Genomic DNA, 23,560 nt, shown 5'->3' on the forward strand with positions numbered 1-23,560 from the left:
GATCTTGAAAGAATGGCTAAAGGTGATGCGTATGTGCAATAGGATCCCCATCTCAGACAGCGTAAGCCGGACCGATTACAGCGATAAGCAGCCGATCCACGCGGATAACAAGACCGAGTTCCCGGGCGACGGCTCGCTATGGTCAAGGGTAAACGCGCTCGAACCGGCTCAATTACAGGTAGGTTCGCGTCGCACCGTGGGTCAATTGCCGGTTCCCCAAGCAGCATGAGTGCCGGCGAGCCATTGATGGGAATTGCCGGCACCGATGCTGCGGCAACGCAGGGCGGTTTTCAGTATCAGAACTATGCGTCTGCTTTAGCGTGGCTGCGTCTTGAACCCGACGGAATGCTGTATATCGAGACGGCCGAAGACTATGCCACGCAGGACGCGGCCGGCGCAGTTGTCGTGCAGGTGCGTCGCGTCCAACAAGCGTTAACGCTCCGGGGCGTTCTGCCGTTTCTTGGAAATGTGGTGCGCCACATCGAAAATCATCCTGCTCTGCAGCTTCAGTTCGTCTACCTGACCACGGCGACCGTGGGGACAGAGAACCCCCGACTGATCTCAGGAGGCCGGAGCGGGATCGACGCCTGGAACGCGGTCAAGCGCGGCGAAGATCCTACCGAACTTATCGGCGTTTTGAAGGATCTGGCGGACGAGGGCGGCGCACTCGCCGGCTTTCTCGCAAAGCACGACACAGCGACAGTGTTTGCCAAGCTGATTACCGCGATCAGTTGGCTGCACAGTGCTGCCGATATCGAGGACTTGCGCTACCAAGCGCAAGAAGCTTTCGCCGCGCGTGTGCACGCGGAGACTGGCGCTGGTGCGATCGAGGCGAGAAAGGCATTTCCACAGCTTGTGGACCGCATTACGAGCGTTTCGGCGAGCAAGGAGGCGTCGGCTCGCGTGCTGACGCACAAAGACCTGACGCAGCTAATTCAGAATGCGGTGGGGCGCTTTTTGCTGCACGACGAGCACCAAAAACTTAAATTCGCGGCTGAAATCGCACAAAGCATCGAGCCCTCATACTTCGACAGCAAGATCATCGAGCGCACGACAAGGCTTCGCAAGGGCCGCTTCTTCATCTCCGAGGAAGAGCTGGTTAGGGATGGTCTGGCGCTATTCCAAGATACGCGTCGCGGCGGTAACTTGCAGGGCGGAACCCCGCCCGTGCGCGCATTGGCTTTGAACTGGTGCGCCCGAGTGCTCTTGGATAGAGCACCCGAAGAAGCGGACGCTGCTTTCCTTGAAGCAAGAAGCTTGAACAAGGACGAACTGGGGCACGTTGTCGCGGCGCTGCAAGCAGCAAGAACCGATCCGGAGGCCGGGATTGCGTTGTTGCACGAACACCGAAGCGTCTTGGCTATGACGGTGCGCTATTTCCTGAAGCGTAAGGTATCCACGGAGGCCGCACTTGATTGGGTAAAAGCGATAGATATGCAACCTGAAACGCTCGACGAAGATGGACGCTTCTTCGTCCTCAACGACTTGCTGTCCGTTGGGCGCTGGGAGCAGATCGAGCGGTGGATCGCTCGATTGCCGCCATTGACGGGTGAGTGTCCTGCGCTCAACTGGAGTGTGGGGTTCGGGCTGACGGGTCTGTCGGCCACACCCAGCACGCGAGGCGAAGTGCTACATGCAGTGCCCTTATTCGGGCAAGTCATGCTTCGCGACACGGGCGGGGCGCAAGCCAAGAGAAGCCGGGCCGCGCATGAGTTTCGAAGTTTCTCGGCGTGGGCGTCCGAGAACGGTCTGACTGATCGGGCGAACAATGCGCTCAAATACGCGATCTGGCTTGATCTCCAAGATCCCGCGCGCAAACAGTCAGTGCGTGCTGAAATCGAGTCGCGCCGGGAAGCCGAGCCGGACAGCTTCGAATGGATCGCAATTGCGGCCTACGCCCGAGTCAATCTCGACGCGCCGACACTGATCACGTCGCTGGAAAGGCGGATTAGAATCTATGGCGGGTTGCAGTCTGTCGAGGCGGAGTCGCTCCTTGCACTGCTGATTTCGAGCGATCCGGCGGAATGGCTAGATCGCTGGGCACTCTTTAACGAAGAGCTCAGGCGCCACCTTTCAGAGACTGGACTGGCCAACTTTGCCATTCAAGCCTTCATGGCTCGCGAGCGCGTGGAGGATGCGCGGGTCTGGCTACGGGAAAACCTAGTAGGGGATCCAGAAGCGCGGCAACAGCTTCTCGCGTGGATCGAAACGAGGACGGGGGGAAATGAGGTAGCGCAACTACAGCAGCGCATGGAAGACGCACCCTCTGAAGCTGCTCGGCGCGAACTCTTGGACGCGCTCATGCGCACTGCGCAATGGGCGCGCGCACTGCCCTTGGCGCGCACCGTTTTCGACGATAGTCAATCTCATCATGACGCTGAAACTCTGGCGCATGCGCTCGATGCGGAGGGTCAGTGGGCGCAGATCGTAGAGTTGTTGGCCGATCCGCAGCTCGTCGGCACATCGCGGTTGTTACAGGGGCACTTGGTTACTGCGCTGTTCAACCTGGGGCGATGGGAAGAGGCTCTGAGCGCCGCGCGGAGTCTTGAGATGTCGCCTGAAAGGCTCGACGAGGTCGAGCAGCGGGTCGCACTATATTCGGGTCATTGGGACCGGTTGGGTATCCAGCTTGAACGCGCAGCGGCAGCGGGCAATCTTTCCCCGGATGCGCTATTGCAGTGGGCGCATATCGCAAAAGTGCTTGATAAGCCTCGCCTATCGAAGAAGCTGACGCACCAAGCCTTGGCGTTGCCCAATGCCGACCCGCAGCGCTGGATGCAGGGCTACTCGCTTGCCGTGAGCGGCAACTGGGAAAGCGACCCTGAAGTCACCGGCTGGCTCCACTTGGCCATTCAGTCCGCGAGCGATGATGGCCCTGTCCAACGGCGCAGCTTGAAGGAGCTTGTCGCAGCCGCGCCCGAATGGAAGGAGAAGACCCAGCAGATTGCAGCCGGGATCTCATCTGGCAGCATGTTCCAAGCAATCGCGGCAAAGCAGCTTAACCGGGGGTTGTCTTCACTCTATTGCGCGACATCTGAGCACAATCGACGCGAGCGGGACCCTGGCCAGCGCGCCGCTATCGCAGCGTATGCCGCGATCGCGCGTGAGAGCGGGCCGTTGAGTGAGGTGAGTCACATTGCGCTCGATACCACTGCATTGTTGACTCTGGCCGAACTCGAATTGCTTGATGCTGTGCTCAGAGTCTTCGACTCGGTCGCGCTTCCGCATGCGCTTGGTGCATGGATTTTCAAGGAGCGCGAACGCACGCCGTATCACCAGCCCAGCAAGGTCGCCGACGCCAAAAAGCTGGTCAGCAGCTTTTCAAGATCCCATATAAAGGTTTTGACCCGGCCGGCAGAGTATTCCCGCGCGCTCGCCGCCGAGGTTGGGGAAGAGATCCCCCGACTCATCGCGTCGGCGGAAGCGAGCGGGCTTTTGGCCGGGCAGTGGCTCATTGTCGAGACCGCGCCAGTCTATCAACCGAATTCCTTGGGCGAGGAAGAGGCTGATGTCGGGCCGTGTGCCCAGCATTTGCGCAGTCTGCATTGTGTCGTCGAAAGCCTGCAAAAATACGGGGCCATACCGGCCAAGAGCTACGAGCGTGCGAAGGCCTATCTGGCGAATGTCGATCGGGGATGGGGCGAGGAGCCCACAATCCCCCGAGGCACTGCGCTACTTATCACCGATCTGGCGCTCAACTATCTGGAGCACTTGGAACTGATCGATGCCTGCATGCACAGCGACTTTGCGCTTTGGGTCGATCGCTCAGTGCGCGAAGAAGCGCATGCCTACGAAGCCGTTGAAGACGTAAGCCAAACCGTGCTTTCGCGGCTAGATCGTGTCAGGCAACTCCTCATGCTTTCGGGAAACAATCCCAAGATCACGGTGCTGCCGCGCCCACCCGCCCCGCGTGTCGACGGCGACGGCGACGCAAACGAGCAAGCCAAGCTTGAAGCCATGGCTAATGACGACGGCGGGAGCGTCATGTTGTTGCACGATCTTTTTACCGACCTAAGTTCGGTCGAAGCGCTAGTGATTGACGATCGAGCAGCCAACCGCTACCCGAAGATGACCGATGGTCGGGGCGAGGATGTGGTCGTCGTGTCCACCTTGGATGTGCTCGACGCATTGAAAGATCGTGGAGAAATTTCTTTCCATGATTGGATGGCGGCACGGACGGAGCTCAGACGCGCGGGCTATGTGTTTATTCCATTCGTCAAAGAGGAGTTGATCGCGCTCGCGCAAGAGTGTGCCATCGAGAACGGCGAGCTTCGGGAGTCGCTGCAAGCCAGGGCATTTCGGGAGAATCACCAGCTGGCGCAGTTCTCGCGGCTGTTCCAGCAGCCCCAAGAAACTCCATGGTTGGCACACAATAATCGCGCTGTGCGCGAAGCGGTGGTGACGCTCTGGACGGACGCCGAGGATCCGGCATTAGTTTCCATCCAGTGCGCGTGGCTCCTCGAACTTTCGCGTCTGGATGGCTTTGGGCCATCGCTTCCCAGTCCACTGAACGCAGATCGGTGGAATTACATCGAAGCCATGCTGTTGTGGTCGTTGGTCATCCCCATGACGCTGACAGAGGAGCGTCAGGAGCGCTATGCCCATTGGCTTGAAGAAGAATACCTCGACGAGATGGCGAAGCAGCGACCAATCTCCTTTGGCATCGTTGTCGATATGGTCAAACAACAGCTAGCTTCCATCTCGGATTTCATCAATAAGAACGAAATAAAAATTCCCGCAAAGCAGCGGCAACTGCTTGCCTTGAAGCTGGCCGGTGATGCGGTCAATGCGCTTCCGCCTTCGGTGCAAGAGGCCGTGATTGCGGACGTTGCACTTCTTAAGCGCTTTGGCATGGAGCGAAAGCGGTCCATCTCATTGCATCTGAAAGATGATCCTGTGATTGACGCGGTTCTACTCTACGAAGCCGCGGCTCGCTGCGCGAATGACGGCGATGCGCAGAGCATCGAGGATTCGTTGGGTGGGACATGGGCGCTGACGCGCGATGACGTCGGCGAGGTGTGGGGGCGCCGAGCCGATGGCCACGTATTCCAAGTCAGGCACGCGCAACTCCTACTCAGAAACGAGGAACAGCGCAACGCGTATATCCGCTCGGTGTATGAGGCGCATGGGCTGTTTGGCGACAAGATCCCGTTCGAGCGCCTGAGCTCGGCGTCAATCGATGCGATTGATGCGTTCGAGGAAGACGTGGAGCAAACGGCTCGTGGGTTCTCAGAGCGATTGCATCAGCAACTTGCAAGTGGCTCTGTGCAGGGCAGCGCGCTTGTCCCGCGCGACCGGCGGTATTTCGAGCGATTAGTCGGACCACGTGGTGAAAGCCAAACTGTTCAGCAGTTCGCCGGCACTAAGCGCGAAAACCGCGTCGAGCGCGACGGAATCGACGGGTTAGCGGATGATTTGCTCGTGTCAGCGCATTCAATGCTGGTACCGGTAGGGTTGATCAAGTCAGCACCGGCAGCCGAACTCAGATCGTGGATAGCCGAGCGAATCGATGGACTAGATCTTTGGTCGCTGACCGGCCTGATAGAGGGACTGTTGGCACGCGATGATCTATTGGTCGAGTTTGAGTCAGAGGCGATGCAGGGCATTTCACTTCTGACCGAGCATGCCGACGGCGCAAGCGAGCGCCTAGGCCTGCAAGCCGCACTGATCGCCCATATCGACGGGTCGATCAACACAGGTCAGATGCTGTTGGGAGAGCCCCCGTTCTGGCGTAGGGCAGCGAGCATCGCTCAGGCTGCTGTGGTCGAGCGCGTGTTGCTGAGCGCGGGTGTGCCGCTCTCGAGCTTTTCTGTGTGGGCGAAGCAGGCGTGGCCCCGCTTTCAGGCGGCAACGCTTTGCGATCTAGTCAAAGAGCCTCGCTGGCATGGCTACCTGCTCCAACCAGGCCAACTCTCGCAGGAATTGATCGGTCGGGTGATGAATGCAGCCAGTCTTCGGCGCGGGGAGATCGACGGCTCACAGCTTGGCGAACTCATTTTTGCAGAAGCGAAAGGGTCGCTGGCTTCCAAGTGGAGTGTCGCGTTTGCAGGGCTACCTGGGCCGTTGGAGGGTGGAACTGACTTCGCACCTGCTCTTCCTGAACTTCTCATCGAGGAGACGATGAAGGCGCTGGACCAGTTCGAAACGCCGCTACATGAGCGGTTGCTCATCGCCGCGCACACGACAGGTCTTGGACGTGCGCCTGAGCTTCTCATCGACAAGATTGCGGCGACGCTGCGTAGTTTTGATGCCAGCTTGGCTGACGTCGAGGAAGCCTTGGTGCATAAATTCGTGATTGTGCTAGCGATGGCAGCATCCGACAGCAGGCATAGCGGTCTAGCGAAAGCGATTGAAGAGTTTGTGGTTGCTCGGCCGAACCTACCTATAGCCGTGCGCCTACACGCAGGACTGACAGCTTGTGGCGCCTTCGAGAATGAGAGCGAGTGGATCGACGCGGTAGTGCTGCTGGTGCGCCGCTTGACGGCGCGGGGTCTGGATCGTGAGGAGGCGTCTCACATCTACTTTGTCATGAGCACGATGTGTGAGGTGCAATGGTCCCTTCGTGCGCCTTTGGGCGACACTTTGGCGCGCTTGCAGTCCTCAATGCGTCGACTCTAACTGGTCCGCTTTCAGTCATTGAAAGAGAAAATGTGATGCAGTGCTCTTTGACAGCTTGACTGCGAGGTATGCGTTGACAACCAAGCCTAGGTAAGCGCGCTGTGTCACATGGCGTTGCTGCTTACTATTGGATCGCACAATCCAGATGACAGCGCTGTGCGCAGCCGCAGATCAGTCTCACGCCGCGGATGCCGCCTGAGTGGCGCATTTACTCGGATTGTGTCTGAATTCTCTTCGAGAACCAATCACGATTAAGCCAAATGCCTAAGCATCAATATCGAACGCAGGCCCGGCAAGCTCTGGATCGCGCCAAGAAACTGCTGGGCCAGGACCAGCAGTTGCGCTATGCCGCACTCGACTTGCGCTTGGCCATGGAGGCACTGACCTATGACCGTGCCCAAAGCTATCTCGAAGAGTTGCCGCTGGGTGCTCTGGCCAAATGGCAGCCAAAGCAGCTCATGGATGCCTTAATCGAGATTGACCCCACGTCCGGATCTACCTACACGCTCCGTATGGGTGAAGAGCCTGCATTGGGCGTGGCGCCCAAGACAATGTCGACAATGGGCACGGATGTCGTGTTCGGACTCAAAGAGATCAAGCTGCATTACCAGGCGGTTAGTTCGTTTCTTCACATGCCCACCATCCAACAGCACAGCGACGGCAAAGGCTGGGATGCTGGGAAGGTTCGCGCTCGCTTGGAAGAGGCGGCTCAGGCAATTGACGCCTCGCTTAGCTCTGCCGTTTGGAAATGCACGCTTGGAAATTTCTCGAACTTTGGATGCTGTCGTTGCGACAAACCCATCCACAAACGTGTGCCGCAAGGAACTACCGATCTGGTAGCCAAGTGCATCCACTGCAGCGCTCCACACGCTGGCCGAGTGCTCGAAGACGGAAGGCTTGAATGGAAGCCAATGATCGTGCGCTCTACATGTCGGACGCCCGGCTGCACCCACGAGATCGAACTATTTCAAGATGAGATCAAGCGTGGCACGTGCTGGGTTTGCCCAGAGTGCCATAAGAGCTATCTGATCGATCTCGCTGTTCTCTCGGATGAGAAACCAGTGGACGGGGCCTCATCGGGCACTGCGGAGGGTGTGAACCATGACGGATAAATGGTTGGAAGAGGGCGACATTCATTGGGCCTACTTCCTTACATTGGAAGAGGACCTGCATCGACTGTCTCGCTTTGTTGAGATATCGGAAGGAAATTTCGCCACCCACTCAATCGAGTGCACCCGTCTGCTATTGGCAAGTTGCTCAGAAGCAGAGGTGGTTCTGAAGCTTGCGGCGGGATTAGGACATGGCAAATACTTGAAGGATTGCCTTGTGTCGTTGGGTGAGGAGGCAATCGCGCTAGGTCAGTTGCTGGTTGATCGCTATCAGTGCGTCGTCATGGTTGCCATCCATGAACCTGTGGGTGGGAGCGACACGCGCAACCATCACACCCATCTTCTGATGTCCTCGCGCAAGGTTGGCCCAGAAGGATTGGGTGAACGCGCTGGCCTGGCGTTCGATGCACGAGGAGGCAAGGGAGCCGAGGAGGTCCGCGCAGTTCGTGAGCTAGTGGGTGCGCTCATCAACGCGCATCTGGCCCGAGCTGGGATCGAGGAGGCCGTCGACCATCGAAGCCTGAAAGACCAAGCCAAGGCCGCTGCTGCACGCGGCGACCACCAGTCAGCCATCCGTTTGACGCGGCCCCCTACGAAGCACGTGGGCAAGGTGGGCACCCACGCGAGCCGGGAGGCTGCCGTGTCGGAGATGGATCAGGCCATCGCCGCGGCCGCAGCCAGGGGTGCGCTGGTGGCAACGCCTGACCAGCACTCCCACGGGTCAGCCATGGCCGATCGGATCGCCGCCAGGCGCGCGAACCCTCTTCAGAAGCCCCCGATTGTCTGGGGAAGGCTGGCGCGTCCCAGGCAGGCGGGGCAGCCCAGTTACACCGCCCTGCGGCTTGGCAGGCTGGGGCGGATCGCGCGGGCACAGGGTGGCAACGGGGCGGACGTCCTGAACTCCGAGGCCGAACTCATCGAACAATGGCTGGCGGCCCAGACTGCCGCCGCCGAAGCAGCCCTGGATAGCGTCCAAGAAATTCCGTGCATCCGGTTGGAACCTCAGTTCGTCGAGGCCTTGGCATCTCTTCGGACCAGGCGCGTGGCCGTCTACGGCACGAAGTCGTCTCTCTTTGAGGACACCGAGGCACTGTCCTGGGCGATCCAAAACTACGCGATGGAACTGCGTCGCCCCCACGACAAGCGGCAAAGACTCGCCACTGCGTTGGCCCGGGTGTCCGAAGCCGAGAACCCTGCCGACCCAGCTCCCAAGGAGGAAGTCCTCCGTGCGCGACGCGAGCTGTTCAAGGCCAAGGGCGGCGTCTCGCGACTGGCGTTGATCGAGTGCGAGCGCCGACTCAACCAAGCGCGTGAGCTGATGGTAAGCGCGCGCGATGGTATGGAGCGGGACTTCCACATCACGCGAGTGAGCCCGATCGAGCCGGATCCGTTTGGGCCGTTCCCGCCGGAGGGAGGCGGGCATAGGCAAAGCGACTCCAACAGGCGCGAGTTGAAGCCCAGGTCGCCAACGCGGCCTGGCCAGTGAGTCGTGAACGGGGTAGCCCCTAGGGCCGTCAGGGCTGGACAGAAGGGCTTGGGGAGCGGGTAGACTGCCCGGGTATCGTTTTAGGTATCGCCTTGGGAGGCCGGGTTTTTCCCAAGTGCTTGTTCTTATTCGGAGCCGGATGACCTGGAGTAGTCTCCCATCGCCCGCTCCATGTCCGGCAGTGGCCTCTGACGATCTTGTCCACTAGGCCAGCGCGGATTGCTCGATATCTGATCCGTCCTAACTGAATTGCTTACCTTCTGGGCCGGTCGCTGCGCGATTGCACTTACTCCCTGACATGCAATTTCAGGGCGCAGCTCAAGCCTCCGCAGTCGATGGTAACGATTGGTTTTCAGCCGTCGGCTTTTTAACTGCGGATCGGGGGTTTTCGTCGGCTACAACCGATTGCGACGGTGCCGCCGGACATAACATTTAGTGTTTGGACCGGCATTGATTGCAGCGCGCCGCGGCGAATAACGCCAGTTGCGCGCTTCGCTATTTCCTTGCCCATGGTCAGGAACCTCCTGATTGAGCGGGCTCGCGGCGATGGGCATAGTGGCAGCCATCATCGAGCGAGCACCATGACCGCCACGCATCCTCAACTCATCGGCGCACTTCTCAAGGGCATACGCCGCGCCGAATCCGCGCGGGCAGCCTCGGTTGCTCACCGCGCCGAGCAGATGCGTTTTGGTTACGGCACGCCGGACGATGCTGGCAAGGTGCTGGAGATGTTCGCGCTGGATTCCGAGCAGATTCGCGAGCTGGGGCTGGTGGGGGTGGAAGAGCTGGGCGAAGCGGTCTGCCATGCCTGGTCCATCAACGCCGGCGAGCTGGATCGGGTGGTGCAGTGGTTTTCTGCGCCCAGGGTCGAGTTTGTTGGCAAGCACTGCGGTGAGCTGATCCGGGCCGGGCGCATCGGGCCGGTGCTGACCATGGCCCGCGAGCATGCCTTGCTGCGCCATCGCTGAGCGCAGCCAGACTCGGGCGCGTCCTGCCGCTTTACGCTAGCCGGCGCAGCGGCAATACTCGCTGACCCGTCCAACCTCAGTTTTGCCAATGCGCCAGGTTCCGCCCGCTTCACCCTCTGCCGCCGCCAAAGCCCAATTGCTGGAAGAGCTGCGCAAGCTCGAGCAGGAAGAAGCCCAGCTGAAGTATGCCCAGACGCTGGAAGCCTTCGACCAGGTGGTCGAGGTGCTGACCCAATTCGGCAGCCGCTTCAATGCCAAGCAGAAGTCCCAGATTGCCTCGCTGGCAATGACTGGCAAATCCAAGGGGCCGTTGTCGTCCACAGGCGAAGTGGTGGCCAAGTACTGGATTCCGCATTCCGGCGAGACCTGGTCCGGGCGTGGTCGCACGCCGCGTGCGTTCAAGGCCTGGGAAGGCACCAGCTCCTACAAGGAATGGAAGGCCAATCATCCGGACAAGCGATTTCCGCTATATCCGGGCTGAGTTTTGCGTCTTCAAGGTCTGGCTAGGGCGCGTAACGCTTAGCGATCCACGGCCGTCGTGCACTTTGGTGTTATCGCCGTCATTGCCGCATTCGAGACGCTGCCGGATCGTGCAATCACGTCTGGGTGTGGTGATGCTTGCCGATGTCGCCGTGCTTTAGGCCGGAGCCAGCGAATTGCGCGTCCAGCTTGCTGTGGCGATGTAATTGTTTAAGCACAGTGCGTCGCGATAAGCGGCGGGTTTTTCGATAGATGTACTCGAAATGCGTGATTGCCGGGTGCGGCTGTTTCGTTTTTTTTAAGTTGGTTGATCGGCTATCGATAAAGGCGAGCGGTAACTCGATAAATACTGCACCAGGCCGCATCGCCACGCGCGTCACTAGAGACCAAGCCACTGCTCCAAGCGCTTTGGCAAGCAAAGCCATTGCAGCTCTATCTGCGATTGCGGCGCGCCGGCAGCGATTCTGCTTCCCCGCGCTCGACGCAGAGTCTGGCTGTCACTTTCAGAGTTGCACTGCTGCATCGACATCCATGAATCGATAGCGCAGATCCTGTTAAAGCCGTAGCCTCCGTCGCCGATGTCGAAGCAATAAAAAACTCGCGGCCTACCGGGTTTCCGGCAGGCCGCGAGTTCGTGTTACCGCATCAGTGTTACTGATCGTTCTTGCACTCAAACACCGACACGCTGCGCGGCGGGGCCAGGAATTCGCTGGCGCCGGCCGGCATCATGTCCACTTCCAGCGCTTCGTCGGTCGAGAGCGCCAGCTTCCAGTGCACCGGTTCGTCGGCCGAGGGCAGGGTGAAGGTCACGCCTTCGTGGTAGGCATTGATGACGATCAACAACGTGGCGTCGTTGGCCAGCTCCTTGACACCGGAGGTCTGTGCCTTGCCTTCCAGCAGCAGTCCCACCGAGCGCGCGCCGGCATCGGTCCAGTGCGCGTCGTCCATTTCGGTGCCACCCGGATTGAGCCAGGTGAGATCGCGCAGGCCTGCCTCCTCGTTGTACTGGCCGTTGAGGAAGCGGCCGCGCGACAGGATCGGATAGCGCTTGCGCAACTGTGTCAGTGCCTTGACGAAGTCGGTCAGGCGGCCATCGGTCGGGTCGTTTTCCCAGTCCAGCCAGGTGATCTCGTTGTCCTGGCAATAGGTGTTGTTGTTGCCGCCCTGCGACTGCGCACGCTCGTCACCGGCAAGCATCATCGGCGTCCCTTGCGAGAGCAGCAGCGTGGCGAGCAGGTTCTTCATCTGCCGCTCGCGGATCTGCAGCACGTCCGCGTTGTCGGTATCGCCTTCCTCGCCATAGTTGCAGGAACCGTCGTTGGACGAACCGTCGCGATTGTCCTCGCCATTGGCGATGTTGTGCTTTTCGTTGTAGCTCACCAGGTCGCGCAGGGTGAATCCATCATGCGCGGTGATGAAGTTGACCGACGCCCATGGACGGCGACCGCGACGATCGAACAGATCGGCCGAACCGGTGAAGCGCGTGGCGAACTCGGCGAGCTTGCCATCCTCGCCCTTCCAGAACTCGCGCGCGTTGTCGCGGAACTTGTCGTTCCATTCCGACCAGCCCGGCGGGAAATGACCGACCTGGTAGCCGCCGGGGCCGCAGTCCCAGGGTTCGGCAATCAACTTGACCTCCGACAGCAACGGATCCTGGTTGCACGCATCCAGGAAACCGCCACGCTGGTCGAAGCCACTGGGCTCGCGTCCCAGGATCGTGGCCAGGTCGAAGCGGAAGCCGTCCACATGCATCTCGCCGGCCCAATAGCGCAGCGAGTCGTTGACGAACTGGATCACCCGCGAGTTGCTCAGATTGAGCGTATTGCCGGTGCCGGTATCGTTGATGTAGTAACGCTTGTCTTCGGCAAGGCGATAATAGCTGGCGTTGTCGATGCCCTTGAACGACAGCGTCGGGCCCAGCTCGCTGCCTTCGGCGGTGTGGTTGTAGACCACGTCCAGGATCACTTCCAGGCCCTGCTTGTGCATGGCCTTGACCATGTCGCGGAACTCATCGCGATGTCCGCTGGACAGGTAGCGCGACTTCAGCGCGAAGAAGCCGATGGTGTTGTAGCCCCAGTAATTGCGCAGGTCCTTGTCCAGCAGATGCTGGTCGTCCAGATACGCATGTACCGGCAACAGCTCCACTGCGGTGATGCCCAGGTCCTTGATGTATTGCAGCACCTGCGGCTGCGCCAGGCCGGCGAAGGTGCCGCGTACGGCCTCCGGTACCTGCGGGTTGCGCATGGTATAGCCACGCACATGGGTCTCGTAGATCACCGTCTCGTTCCACGGCTTGAGCAGGCGCGCATCGTCTTCCCAGTCGTAGGTGTCTTCAACCACCACACACTTGGGCATGAACGGCGCGCTGTCGCGCTCGTCGAAACTCAGATCGCCGTCCGGGTGACCCACGGTATAGCCGTACAGTTCGTCTGCCCAGATCAGGTCGCCATCCATCTCGCGTGCATACGGGTCCATCAACAGCTTGTTGTGGTTGAAGCGGTGGCCTTCGGTCGGCTCATACGGGCCATGCACGCGGTAGCCGTAGCGCTGGCCGGGTTTGACGTCGGGTAGGTAGCCGTGCCAGATCTCGTTGGTGTATTCCGGAAGATCCACCCGCACTTCGGTGCCCTGTTCGTCGAACAGGCACAGCTCCACGCGCGTGGCATGCGCGGAAAACAACGCAAAATTGGTGCCCTGGCCATCGAAGACGGCACCGCGCGGAAACGGGCGTCCTTGACGGATGCGGGAGGGGTTGGCGTAAGCCGCGCTTGCTGGACGTCGCATTGAGAGTCTCGGGTGCGCCGGCATGCCGGCATTGAGGGAACTCAAGCATTGCGGGTTGCGCTGTGCAAACTGCGTCACGACGACAGGGGGGCGGCGTGAGGGCGGTCGATACGGCGCGCGGCGGCCGGTCATTCCGACCGAGGTGACGGAAGCGCGCGCTGACGCGGATGGAGCTGAGACGTTGAGTCGCGCATGTCTGCTGCGTTGTCTGCGCGACTGTCGCGGGCAAACCTGCGCCGTGCATCACCTGTGCCGAGGTACGTCAGCGCGCTTGAGCGCTGCGCAGCCGCCCTGCTAGCATCCGGGCCGTCGCAGCCACGCCGCGCGTGCAGTCTTACAGCTGCCTTGCTGCGTCACTTCCACCTCCCATTCTCGGGGCCGTCGCACACCCGTCGAGCGCAACGTGCAAGGGCAGGGAAGCTGCCCGCGCGTGCAGTCGGCTGGCAGACCTACGGACTTGGGTCACTCCGTCATCAGACTCCGACCATGTCCAGGCCCCGCCGTACACCTGCCGCGATGAAAATCGCCATTCTTTCCCGCAACAGCAAGCTGTATTCGACCCGGCGGCTCATCGAGGCCGGGCGCAAGCGTGGTCATACCGTGCGCATCCTCGACCCGCTGCGCTGCTACATGCGCATCGCCGCCGACGGTTTCAGCCTGCACTACAAGGGCAAGCCGATCACCGGCTTCGATGCGGTGATCCCGCGCATCGGCGCCTCGGTCACGCGCTATGCCACCGCCGTGTTGCGCCAGCTCGAATTCATGGGCACCTACACGCCCAACCCGTCCGACGCCATCCTGCGCTCGCGCGACAAGTTGCGTGCTCATCAGTTGCTGGCCGCGCAAGGCATCGACATGCCGGTGACCGTGTTCGGCGACAACCCGGACGACACCCAGGATCTGCTGTCGATGCTGGGCCCGCCGCCGCATGTGGTGAAGTTGAACGAGGGCGCGCAGGGCGCCGGGGTGATCCTCACCGAGAAAGCCAGCGCCTCGCGCGGCGTAGTCGAGGCGCTGCGCGGGCTCTATGCCAACTTCATCGTGCAGGAATTCATCGGCGAGGCCGAGGGCGCGGACCTGCGCTGCTTCGTGGTCGGCGACCGGGTGGTTGCCGCGATGCGCCGGCAGGCGGCCGAGGGCGACTTCCGTTCCAACCTGCATCTGGGCGGCAGCGCTGCGGTGGCCCAGGCCACCGAGCAGGAGCAGGAGGTCGCGGTACGCTCGGCGCGCGCGCTGGGCCTGGCCGTGGCCGGTGTGGACCTGATCCGTTCCAGGCGCGGGCCGTTGGTGCTCGAGGTCAACTCGACTCCCGGACTGGAGGGCGTGGAAGGGGTCTGCGAGGTGGACGTGGCGGCGGCGATCATCCAGCACCTGGAGCAGTCGATCCGTTGATCGGGCCGGGAGTGTTGTTAGCAAAAATTTAACGAAAATCTAATCCTTTCCTCGCTAGCCTCACCCGACCGTAGCTCCGCTCTCGGCAGTGACGGTGATCGGGATGAACTTTTGGCCCAAGTGCGTTGTCGCACTTGGGCCTTTTTACTTAGGCACGCTTGCTCCACCAGCGACGTCGAGTCTAAAGTGAGGAAATGTTAAACGGACGATGGAACAAGGAACGATCATGCTCAAGGCTTTCTGTTATACGGCATCTTTGTCTGTGCTCTTGCTAGTCAGTGCTGCGGATGCCTCGGCAACAGTAGACGTCAAGAAGCCTTTCGCCCAGCAGGCCGCTCAAGTGCGCAACGAGCTGGATGGCGGCACCAAGTACTCCGAGATCAGTCAGGAAGACCGCGCTAAGGTGCTTTCTGCGCTCACGAGAATAGAAATTGCAGTGGCAGAAAATGGTGATGCACAGGCGTTGACGCCGGACCGAAAGGCAGCGGTCTACAACGACCAAGAGCTCATCAATACAATTTTGACGAGGGCGGGTGAGGAAAGTCGCCTGGTTTGTACGCGTGAAAAGGCGACGGGTTCTCATCACACCACTTCGATCTGCAAAACCGTTGCCGAACGCAGACGCTTGCGTGACAGCGGCGAGCGTGACATGAGCTCCATGCAGCGGAGACACAAGGCCACCGACCCGGGCTCCTAAGTCCACCCCGACCATAGTTATTGAGGTTTCAGTGCGAATTCTAGTAATCGAAGACAACAGCGATATCGCCGCCAATCTGGGCGACTATCTCGAAGACCGCGGCCACACGGTGGACTTTGCCGCCGACGGCGTGACCGGTCTGCACCTGGCCGTGGTGCACGAGTTCGACGCCATCGTGCTCGACCTCAACCTGCCCGGCATGGATGGCATCGAGGTGTGTCGCAAGCTGCGCAACGAAGCGCGCAAACAGACACCGGTGCTGATGCTCACCGCACGCGATTCGCTGGACAACAAGTTGGCCGGTTTCGACTCCGGCGCGGACGACTACCTGATCAAGCCGTTCGCGCTGCAGGAAGTGGAAGTGCGGCTCAACGCGCTGTCGCGTCGTGGCAAGGGTGTGCACACCCGCGTGCTGGAAACCGGCGATCTGGAATACAACCTGGACACGCTGGAAGTGCGTCGCCGCGGCAAGCTGTTGCAGCTCAACCCCACTGCCTTGAAGATCCTGCAGTCGCTGATGGAGGCCTCGCCGGCCGTGGTCACCCGCCAGGAGCTGGAAACCCGCGTCTGGGGCGAAGAACTGCCGGATTCGGACTCGCTGCGCGTGCATATCCACGGCCTGCGTGCGGTGGTCGACAAACCTTTCGATGTGCCGATGATCCAGACCCGTCACGGCATCGGCTATCGCATCGCCTCGCCCGATGCCTGAAAGCAATAACGGCGCGCGGCCCGCCCGCAGGCGCGGCCGCTACCGGCGGCGTCTGCGCAGCCGCATCATCCTGTCGTTCGTGTTGTTGGGCTTCTGCCTGACCACGCTGTTCGCCTTCGCCACCAACTGGGCGCGCTCTCGCGTGGAAAACCAGTTAGTGGAAGACGTGATGAACCGCAACATCGACGCCTTTGCGCAGCGCTTCTATTCCGACCCGCTGCGCAACCCCGACCTGCCGGTGCAGCAGATGCGTGGGCGGGTGGTCAAAAGCGACAAGTTCGAAGCGCTGCGGCTGGAACAGCCGGAGTGGTATCAGTTCCCGGACGGCATCCACACCATCTCCGGCGTGGACGAGAACGGCAACGCGTATTCGTACAAGCTGGCGGTGCGCAAGACGCCGAGCGAGTGGTTCTTCCTCGCCTACGACATGACCCAGACCATCAAGGGTGAGATCCAGCTCAAGCGCACCTTGATGCTTTCGGTGCTGGTGTTCAGCGGCTTCTCGCTGCTGATTGGCTGGTGGTCGGCGTCCAAGGTCATGCGCCCGGTGTCGGACCTGGCCGCACGCCTGCGCGCCTACCGCGGCGGCACCAGCGAGCCCAAGCCGCTGGCCGCGCACTTCCCGGACGACGAAGTTGGCCAGCTGGCCGAAGCGCTGGACGATTACTCGGCCCGCCTCACCGAAGTGGTACAGCGCGACCGCGAATTCAATGCCGACGTCAGCCACGAACTGCGCACCCCGCTGGCGGTGATCCGCGGCGCCACCGAACTGCTGCTCACCAAGCCCAACCTCGACGAAAAGATGCTGCAACGCCTGCAGCGCATCCAGCGCGCCGAACTGCAGTGCAGCGACCTGATCGGTTCGCTGCTGCTGCTCTCGCGCAATGAACGCGGGCAGGGTAGCAGCAATGTCGCCAAGGTGGCCGAGCAACTGATCGACGCGCACCGCGCACAGCTGGGCGGCAAACAGCTGGAGCTGCTGCTGGAAGGCGAGCGCGACCTGGTCATCGACGCGCCCGAATCTGCCTTGTCGGTGGCGCTGGGCAACCTGATCGGCAACGCGGTCAAGTACACCCAGGACGGCCAGGTGCGCGTGCGCGTGCTTGGCGATGCGGTGGAAGTGATCGACTCCGGCCCCGGCCTGAGCGAGGAAGACGCCGCCAAACTGTTCCAGCGCGGCTACCGCGGCACCCACGCCGGCCACTCGCAAGGCGGCGGCATCGGCCTGTCGATCGTCAGCCGGCTGTGCGACCTCTACGGCTGGCGCGTCAGCGTGCGCCCAGGCCAGCAGCGCGGCGTCATCGCGACACTAGCCTTCCATCGCTAACCACCACCCGCACTCCCGTAGGAGCGCACCCGGGCGCGAGGGCTTTACACGTATCGTCCTTCCCACTGCAGGGCATCCAAACAACATCCGCACCCAAAACCCAGCTCAGCGCTCACCACCGTCACCACCAACTCGCCCGCACGCGCAGTGATCTGCAGCTTGCACCCAACCGCAAATCCCAACTGCTCCAGCCAAATCCCGCGCAAGCGCACGCTGGGAATCCGCTGGCTGTGCGGCCGGCCAGATTCTGCATCGTAGTAAGGGAGTAATGGATGCCACGCTTCGTGTGCTAACGATCTCGCCGGCGGTAACGGCAGCCGACTGTCCATGGCAGTATTTTGAGTGCGCACCCGTAGATGTCAGCGCCCGATTGGATGCGTTTGTAAAACTGCCCTGTAGCTCGCATCCAGGCTTCGCGCTTGTTGCGCCAATCGGTCCGTGTCGCCTTCGTTGCTGACTACGTCATCGGCAATGGCCAATCGTTGTTCGCGAGACGCTTGCGCGGCAATCATCTGATCGGCAAGCACCGATGTGCTCCCGTCGCGTTGCATCAGGCGAGCATGTTGGAGCGACACCGGCACATCGACGACGAGAATGCGGTTTAGCCAGGCATAGGTCGCTCGTCCGCCCGCTTCGGTCAGCAGGGGAATCGCGACGATCGTATAAGGGCCCACGGCTGCCAGCGCGGCGCGCTGCAGTTCTGCGCGAATGGCCGGGTGGGTGATCGCTTCCAGCGCTTTCCGTTGGACTGGATCGGCGAAGACGATCTTGCGCAGCGCTTGGCGGTCCAGCGTTCCATCCGGTAACAGAATCTCGCGGCCGAACTGCTCGGTAATGGCGTCGAGAATGGAGCCAGGCGCCACGACCTGCCGCGCAACAACATCCGCGTCAATGACCGGCACACCAAGCTTCTCGAACTCGGCGGCGAGGGCGCTCTTGCCGGAGGCGATGCCACCTGTGAGGCCGACGATGAAGTCGCTCATCGCCGTGCCCCGGTCAACGCAGGCCTGCGAAGTGCAGGTAGCCGTCCACCAGGTCGTTGCCCCAGAAGAACACCACCCAGCCGGCGATGGCCAGGTAGGGGCCGAACGGGATCGGGGTGGCGCGGTCGCGGCCCTTGGCCACCAGCCAGATCGAGCCGAGGATGGCGCCGACCAGCGAGGAGATCAGGATGATCGGCAGGATGCCTTTCAGCCCGCACCACGCACCGAGCGCGGCCAGCAGCTTGAAGTCGCCGTGGCCCATGCCTTCCTTGCCGGTGAGCTGTTTGAACAGCCACCACACTGTCCACAGCGAGACATAGCCAACCGCGGCACCCAGCAGGGCGGGCTTGGCCGGCATATAGAGGTTGTCCATCGAGCCGACCAGGCCCAGCCACATCAGCGGCAAGGTCAGTTGGTCCGGCAGCAGCTTGTGGCGCAGGTCGATGCCCGACATCGCCACCAGGAAGCAGCTCAGCACGATGGCGCCGAAGCCCTGCCAGCCAAAGCCGAACCGCCAGACGCTGGCCACGCACAGGATCGAGGTCAACAGCTCCACCAGCGGGTACTGGATGGAGATCGGCTTGCCGCTGTAGCGCGACTTGCCGCGCAGCATCAGCCAGCTGAAGAGCGGGATGTTCTCCCACCACTTGAGCTTGTCGCCGGTGACCGGGTCGTGCGACGGCTCCACCACGATGCCTGGCGGCGGCGGCTCGTAGATATCCGGCAGCTCCAGGATCTCGCGCGCATCGCGCCGCCATTGCCACTCCATGCGCTTGGGCAAGCGCAGGATCACCACGTTCAGGAAGCTGCCGATCAGCAGTCCCAGTCCGGCCGCGGCAGGAAAGCCGAGACCGGGATGCTGGTCGAGAAATGCCATTACGTCTTATCCAACCACCGAAGCGAGCTTGAAGATGGGCAGGTACATGCCGATGACCATGCCGCCGACGATGGTACCAATGAATACCATGATGATGGGTTCTAGCAAGCTGCTCAATGCATCGACAGCATTGTTGACTTCTTGTTCGAAGTATTCGGCTACCTTGAATAGCATCGCATCCAATGCGCCGGCCTCCTCACCGATTGAAGTCATCTGTACAACCATATGCGGGAACAGATTGACCTGTTTCATTGCCACGTTGACTGGATAGCCGACTGAAACGTCATCGCGCATACGTAACACAGCCTTCTCATAGACCGAATTGCCTGTCGCACCTGCAACGATGCTCAGCGCCTCTACCAAGGGCACGCCAGCCTTGAATGTCACCGCCGTCGTACGGGCAAATCGGGCTATCGAGCTGTTATGCATTATTTGGCCTAGGACGGGGGCCTTCAAGATCAGGCGGTCCATGCCGTGTTGCATAGCAGGCGACCGTTTATAAGCGAATATAAAGCCAGTGATACTTCCTGCTAATACAATCAAAAGGAGCCACCACCACGCAACCATGAATCGCGAAGCGTTGACAATCATCTGTGTAAATGCAGGAAGCTCCGCGCCAAAACCTTTGAAAACGTCTTCAAATTGGGGTACCACCCAGACAAGGAGGATGGAGCTGACAATCAGTGCGACGGCCATCACCATTGCCGGGTAAAACATCGCTTTTTTGATCTTTCCCTTAAGTGCTTCGATGTTTTCTTTGTAATTCGCCACCGTATCAAGAACGGTCTCAAGTACGCCCGCGCCTTCGCCTGCACGGACGAGATTTCGGTAGAGCTCGTCAAATTGCACGGGATGCTTGCTAATTGCTTCGTGCAACGAGGAGCCCCCCTCAATATCCGTGCGGATCTGGCCAACCATGTTCCGCATACGGGGGTTCTTGTGGCCACTGCCAATAATTTCGAGGGCACCCACAATTGGGACGCCTGACTTCATCATCGTCGCCATTTGACGGCTGAAAAAAGCGATATCTTTAGGTGTGACCGTCTTGCCCGCCGCGCCGAATAACGGCTTGGGTTTGACCTTCACTACCGTTGGCGTGATGCCTTGGCGACGCAATTCTGCGCGCAGCAAGTTAGCACTCTTGGAGGTCTGTTCCCCCTTCATCTTGACGCCGCGCTTGTCCTTACCCTCCCAGATGAATTGCAACTGCTGGTCGATTGAGCGGGACACGGCCTCTTTCTTGATTGCGCTACGTATTGCTGACATTAGCTCTGCTCCCCGTCCAGCCATCCCCAGGTGGACACTGTCTTATCTTATCTGGTTCTAAGGCGTATGACACTCGTTCGAACAGGAGCGTTGCACGCATATCGGTACTCAAACAATGTGACGCGCAGAGTCACTTTCTGGCCTTGTCCGGCAGAGGGTTAGCCCTGTCGCAGATATCACTTTTCACCATGTGCCCTACGGCGCTACGCAGATAGACTTGCTACCGGGGAGGCAGGTCATTGTTCATGAAGTTGGCACGTAATCTGCTTGTATCACCCGCACGGGGCGCTCTGCGCCGCCGAGGCGCTCAAGGGGATCAGTAGCCTTGAGAGCTGAGTGTCCGTCAACCTACTCAACTTATCTCTAGGGGATTCACAATGAAGAAGCAGCAGGGCTTTACCCTGATCGAATTGATGATCGTTATCGCGATCATCGCCATCCTGGCCGCTATCGCACTGCCGATGTACCGTGACTATGTGGCCAAGTCCCAGCTGACCGCTGCCCTTGCGGAAGTGAGTCCCGCCAAGACCATGCTGGAATCCAAGCTTCAAGAAAACAGCCTGTATGTTCCTGCAGACGCGCAGGAGGTTGGTCTTCAGACTACATCCCCGCGCTGCACGAGCTTTGGTGCAACCGCTACTACGCTTACGTGCGTCAATATTAAGGGCAATGACATCGTTGCCGGTGCGACTTTGACGTTGACTCGTAACGCAGGTGTTTGGACGTGCGGTATCAGTGGCGGCGCCGTAGTTGCCAAGCACAAGCCGGCTGGCTGCACCTGATCGTTGTAAGCTTTGAGTCTTGAAAAGGCCCTGTATGGGCCTTTTCTTTTATCAGCATGCAAGTGCTGTCGGGGTATGTGCGGCGCAAGCTTTTTGTATTTGTTGCCGGGTTTCTCTGAATTGGTAGGGTTTTTGGCTTGGGGAGTGTGTTGTACATTTATATCCCCGCTTTCGGAGCGACAAGATGAACGTAGTCATTGCCAATCTGGTCGGCATTACCGGCATTGCTCGTCGGCTTGTCCAAGACGGGGCTTTAGATGAGTCAGCGGCAAGGCTGGCGATGGATCAGGCTAGCGCTGCCAAGGTGCCTCTGCCCCAATGGTTTGCTGAGAAAAAATTGGTAACCGCGTCTCAACTTGCCGCCGCTAACGCGGTCGAATTCGGTATGCCACTGATGGACGTGTCGGTCTTCGACGCCAATCAGAACGCGGTCAAACTGGTCAGTGAGGAGTTGCTCCAGAAGTACCAGGTGCTGCCGCTGTTCAAGCGCGGCAACCGGTTGTTCGTGGGGGTGAGCAACCCGACCCAGACCAGGGCGCTGGACGACATCAAGTTTCATACCAATTTGGTGGTCGAGCCGATCCTGGTCGACGAGGACCAGATCCGTCGTACCTTGGAGCAGTGGCAGGCCAGCAACGCATCGTTGGGCTCGTCGCTCGGGGACGATGATGAGGGGATGGGCGACCTGGACGTGTCGGCCGGGGACGAGGACATGGGCGCCGGCGGGGATTCCGGGGTCGATGCCAAGGGCGACGACACGCCGGTAGTGAAGTTCGTCAACAAGGTGCTGGTGGATGCGATCCGGCGGGGAGCCTCCGACATCCATTTCGAGCCCTATGAAGACGACTACCGGGTGCGGCTGCGGATCGATGGGCTGCTGAAGAACGTGGCCAAGGCGCCGGTGAAGTTGAGCCAGCGTATCGCGGCACGCCTGAAGGTGATGTCGCAGCTGGATATCGCCGAGAAGCGGGTGCCGCAGGACGGGCGCATCAAGCTCAACCTGTCCAAGACCAAGCAGATCGACTTCCGTGTGAGCACTTTGCCGACCCTGTTCGGCGAAAAGGTGGTGCTGCGTATCCTGGACGGCAGCGCGGCCAAGCTGGGCATCGAGAAGCTGGGCTACGAGGCTGACCAGCAGAAGCTGTTCCTGGATGCGATTCACAAGCCGTACGGGATGGTGCTGGTGACCGGGCCGACCGGTTCGGGCAAGACGGTGTCGTTGTACACGGCACTGGGCATCCTCAACGACGAGACGCGCAATATCTCCACCGCCGAGGACCCGGTGGAAATCCGCCTGCCCGGCGTCAATCAGGTGCAGCAGAACAACAAGCGCGGCATGACCTTTGCCGCGGCGCTGCGTTCGTTCCTGCGCCAGGACCCGGACATCATCATGGTCGGCGAAATCCGCGACCTGGAGACGGCCGAGATTGCGATCAAGGCCGCGCAGACCGGTCACATGGTGCTGTCCACGCTGCACACCAACGATGCGCCGCAGACCATCGCGCGTTTGATGAACATGGGCATCGCGCCTTACAACATTACTTCGTCGGTGACCTTGGTGATCGCGCAGCGTCTGGCGCGGCGCCTGTGCAACAACTGCAAGCGCAAATCGACCTTGCCCGAGCATGCGTTGCTGGCGGAAGGCTTCACGCCTGCGCAGATCGCTGCCGGGATCGAGCTGTATGAGGCGGTCGGTTGCGACGAGTGCACCGAAGGCTACAAGGGCCGTACCGGTATCTACCAGGTGATGCCGATGACCGACGAGATCGGCGCGATCGTGCTGGAAGGCGGTAACGCGATGCAGATCGCCGAGGCGGCACAGAGTATCGGCATCCGCGACCTGCGTCAGTCGGCGTTGGTCAAGGCCGCGCACGGTGTGACCAGCCTGGCCGAGATCAATCGGGTGACGAAGGACTAAGGGCTGGGATTTGGGGATTCGGGATTGGGGATTCGCAAGAGCCCCCGACCGGCGGGCTGGGCAGCTGTCTGTCTTGGATCGTTACTGGCGACCTGCATCAGGTGGACTGGATGAAGGTCGCACGGGTGATCAGCCTGGCCGAGATCAATCGGGTGACGAAGGAC

17 protein-coding genes are annotated in these 23,560 nt (G+C 60.5%); 11 read left to right on the forward strand and 6 right to left on the reverse strand.

All coding sequences use genetic code 11. The annotated features are described in order from the left end of the window. The first annotated feature begins 225 nt into the window (after window positions 1–225). The 5 genes from AC1KVE_RS00165 (at window position 226) to AC1KVE_RS00185 (ending at window position 10,662) form a co-directional block, all read left to right on the forward strand. The gene (locus AC1KVE_RS00165; protein WP_481092933.1) at window positions 226–6,618 is read left to right on the forward strand and encodes an HTH domain-containing protein; all 6,393 of its coding nucleotides are present in this window, start codon (window positions 226–228) and stop codon (window positions 6,616–6,618) included. Window positions 6,619–6,878: 260 nt separating this feature from the next. Further along, complete coding sequence (locus AC1KVE_RS00170; protein WP_481092932.1) at window positions 6,879–7,730, forward strand: DUF4398 domain-containing protein; 852 nt, start codon at window positions 6,879–6,881, stop codon at window positions 7,728–7,730. Then, on the forward strand, window positions 7,720–9,213 hold the full coding sequence (locus AC1KVE_RS00175) for a MobA/MobL family protein (RefSeq protein ID WP_184550807.1): 1,494 nt from the start codon (window positions 7,720–7,722) through the stop codon (window positions 9,211–9,213). Before AC1KVE_RS00170 ends, AC1KVE_RS00175 begins: the two co-directional genes overlap by 11 nt. A 581-nt stretch (window positions 9,214–9,794) precedes the next feature. After that, window positions 9,795–10,181 carry a hypothetical protein gene (locus tag AC1KVE_RS00180; protein WP_026064907.1) on the forward strand — a complete coding sequence of 129 codons (387 nt, stop codon included), beginning with the start codon at window positions 9,795–9,797 and terminating at the stop codon, window positions 10,179–10,181. A gap of 88 nt (window positions 10,182–10,269) precedes the next feature. After that, window positions 10,270–10,662: an H-NS histone family protein gene (locus tag AC1KVE_RS00185; protein ID WP_023904915.1), complete on the forward strand. Its 393-nt coding sequence runs from the start codon at window positions 10,270–10,272 to the stop codon at window positions 10,660–10,662. 115 nt (window positions 10,663–10,777) lie between these two features. Here the strand turns inward: AC1KVE_RS00185 and AC1KVE_RS00190 are convergent, their stop codons facing one another. Then, on the reverse strand, window positions 10,778–11,086 hold the full coding sequence (locus tag AC1KVE_RS00190; protein ID WP_184456705.1) for a hypothetical protein: 309 nt from the start codon (window positions 11,084–11,086) through the stop codon (window positions 10,778–10,780). A 226-nt stretch (window positions 11,087–11,312) separates the two neighbouring features. Continuing rightward, entirely contained in the window at window positions 11,313–13,445 is a 2,133-nt protein-coding gene (glgX, locus tag AC1KVE_RS00195; protein WP_065032736.1) for a glycogen debranching protein GlgX, read from the reverse strand. A 516-nt stretch (window positions 13,446–13,961) separates the two neighbouring features. Here glgX and rimK point away from each other — a divergent pair. The 4 genes from rimK to AC1KVE_RS00215 all read left to right on the forward strand — a co-directional run bounded on the left by rimK (window position 13,962) and on the right by AC1KVE_RS00215 (window position 17,570). Then, complete coding sequence (gene rimK / locus AC1KVE_RS00200; protein ID WP_016904091.1) at window positions 13,962–14,837, forward strand: 30S ribosomal protein S6--L-glutamate ligase; 876 nt, start codon at window positions 13,962–13,964, stop codon at window positions 14,835–14,837. 226 nt (window positions 14,838–15,063) lie between these two features. Then, window positions 15,064–15,534 (forward strand): hypothetical protein, encoded by a 471-nt coding sequence (locus AC1KVE_RS00205; protein WP_049818129.1) that lies wholly within the window; start codon window positions 15,064–15,066, stop codon window positions 15,532–15,534. Between the two features lie 31 nt (window positions 15,535–15,565). Further along, entirely contained in the window at window positions 15,566–16,243 is a 678-nt protein-coding gene (locus AC1KVE_RS00210) for a response regulator transcription factor (RefSeq protein ID WP_006448355.1), read from the forward strand. Further along, complete coding sequence (locus AC1KVE_RS00215) at window positions 16,236–17,570, forward strand: sensor histidine kinase (protein ID WP_016904089.1); 1,335 nt, start codon at window positions 16,236–16,238, stop codon at window positions 17,568–17,570. Before AC1KVE_RS00210 ends, AC1KVE_RS00215 begins: the two co-directional genes overlap by 8 nt. 44 nt (window positions 17,571–17,614) lie before the next feature. Here the strand turns inward: AC1KVE_RS00215 and AC1KVE_RS00220 are convergent, their stop codons facing one another. Genes AC1KVE_RS00220 through AC1KVE_RS00235 form a run of 4 tightly spaced genes read right to left on the reverse strand, consistent with a single transcriptional unit; the run spans window position 17,615 to window position 20,696 of the window. Beyond that, on the reverse strand, window positions 17,615–17,920 hold the full coding sequence (locus AC1KVE_RS00220) for a SymE family type I addiction module toxin (RefSeq protein WP_425519005.1): 306 nt from the start codon (window positions 17,918–17,920) through the stop codon (window positions 17,615–17,617). Window positions 17,921–17,929: 9 nt separating this feature from the next. After that, window positions 17,930–18,553, reverse strand: a complete 624-nt coding sequence (coaE, locus tag AC1KVE_RS00225) for a dephospho-CoA kinase (protein WP_126966295.1) — start codon at window positions 18,551–18,553, stop codon at window positions 17,930–17,932. A 13-nt stretch (window positions 18,554–18,566) separates the two neighbouring features. Continuing rightward, window positions 18,567–19,430 (reverse strand): prepilin peptidase, encoded by an 864-nt coding sequence (locus AC1KVE_RS00230; protein ID WP_016849610.1) that lies wholly within the window; start codon window positions 19,428–19,430, stop codon window positions 18,567–18,569. A gap of 6 nt (window positions 19,431–19,436) precedes the next feature. Then, window positions 19,437–20,696, reverse strand: a complete 1,260-nt coding sequence (locus tag AC1KVE_RS00235) for a type II secretion system F family protein (protein WP_047130423.1) — start codon at window positions 20,694–20,696, stop codon at window positions 19,437–19,439. A gap of 377 nt (window positions 20,697–21,073) precedes the next feature. Here AC1KVE_RS00235 and AC1KVE_RS00240 point away from each other — a divergent pair, with 377 nt between their 5' ends. Together AC1KVE_RS00240 and pilB are read left to right on the forward strand one after the other, a co-directional pair. Then, window positions 21,074–21,478 (forward strand): pilin, encoded by a 405-nt coding sequence (locus AC1KVE_RS00240; protein ID WP_047129199.1) that lies wholly within the window; start codon window positions 21,074–21,076, stop codon window positions 21,476–21,478. Window positions 21,479–21,662: 184 nt separating this feature from the next. Beyond that, window positions 21,663–23,396, forward strand: coding sequence for a type IV-A pilus assembly ATPase PilB (gene pilB, locus AC1KVE_RS00245; protein WP_047129198.1), 1,734 nt, complete (start codon window positions 21,663–21,665; stop codon window positions 23,394–23,396). Window positions 23,397–23,560 lie beyond the last annotated feature (164 nt).

It is taken from the genome of Xanthomonas sp. NCPPB 2864 (assembly GCF_056675615.1).

Coding starts and splice junctions, on each gene's coding strand:
- AC1KVE_RS00165 (WP_481092933.1), top strand. CDS start 226: ATGAGTGCCGGCGAGCCATTGATGGGAATTGCCGGCACCGATGCTGCG.
- AC1KVE_RS00170 (WP_481092932.1), top strand. CDS start 6,879: ATGCCTAAGCATCAATATCGAACGCAGGCCCGGCAAGCTCTGGATCGC.
- AC1KVE_RS00175 (WP_184550807.1), top strand. CDS start 7,720: ATGACGGATAAATGGTTGGAAGAGGGCGACATTCATTGGGCCTACTTC.
- AC1KVE_RS00180 (WP_026064907.1), top strand. CDS start 9,795: ATGACCGCCACGCATCCTCAACTCATCGGCGCACTTCTCAAGGGCATA.
- AC1KVE_RS00185 (WP_023904915.1), top strand. CDS start 10,270: ATGCGCCAGGTTCCGCCCGCTTCACCCTCTGCCGCCGCCAAAGCCCAA.
- AC1KVE_RS00190 (WP_184456705.1), bottom strand. CDS start 11,086: ATGGCTTTGCTTGCCAAAGCGCTTGGAGCAGTGGCTTGGTCTCTAGTG.
- glgX (WP_065032736.1), bottom strand. CDS start 13,445: ATGCGACGTCCAGCAAGCGCGGCTTACGCCAACCCCTCCCGCATCCGT.
- rimK (WP_016904091.1), top strand. CDS start 13,962: ATGAAAATCGCCATTCTTTCCCGCAACAGCAAGCTGTATTCGACCCGG.
- AC1KVE_RS00205 (WP_049818129.1), top strand. CDS start 15,064: ATGCTCAAGGCTTTCTGTTATACGGCATCTTTGTCTGTGCTCTTGCTA.
- AC1KVE_RS00215 (WP_016904089.1), top strand. CDS start 16,236: ATGCCTGAAAGCAATAACGGCGCGCGGCCCGCCCGCAGGCGCGGCCGC.
- coaE (WP_126966295.1), bottom strand. CDS start 18,553: ATGAGCGACTTCATCGTCGGCCTCACAGGTGGCATCGCCTCCGGCAAG.
- AC1KVE_RS00230 (WP_016849610.1), bottom strand. CDS start 19,430: ATGGCATTTCTCGACCAGCATCCCGGTCTCGGCTTTCCTGCCGCGGCC.
- AC1KVE_RS00235 (WP_047130423.1), bottom strand. CDS start 20,696: ATGTCAGCAATACGTAGCGCAATCAAGAAAGAGGCCGTGTCCCGCTCA.
- AC1KVE_RS00240 (WP_047129199.1), top strand. CDS start 21,074: ATGAAGAAGCAGCAGGGCTTTACCCTGATCGAATTGATGATCGTTATC.
- pilB (WP_047129198.1), top strand. CDS start 21,663: ATGAACGTAGTCATTGCCAATCTGGTCGGCATTACCGGCATTGCTCGT.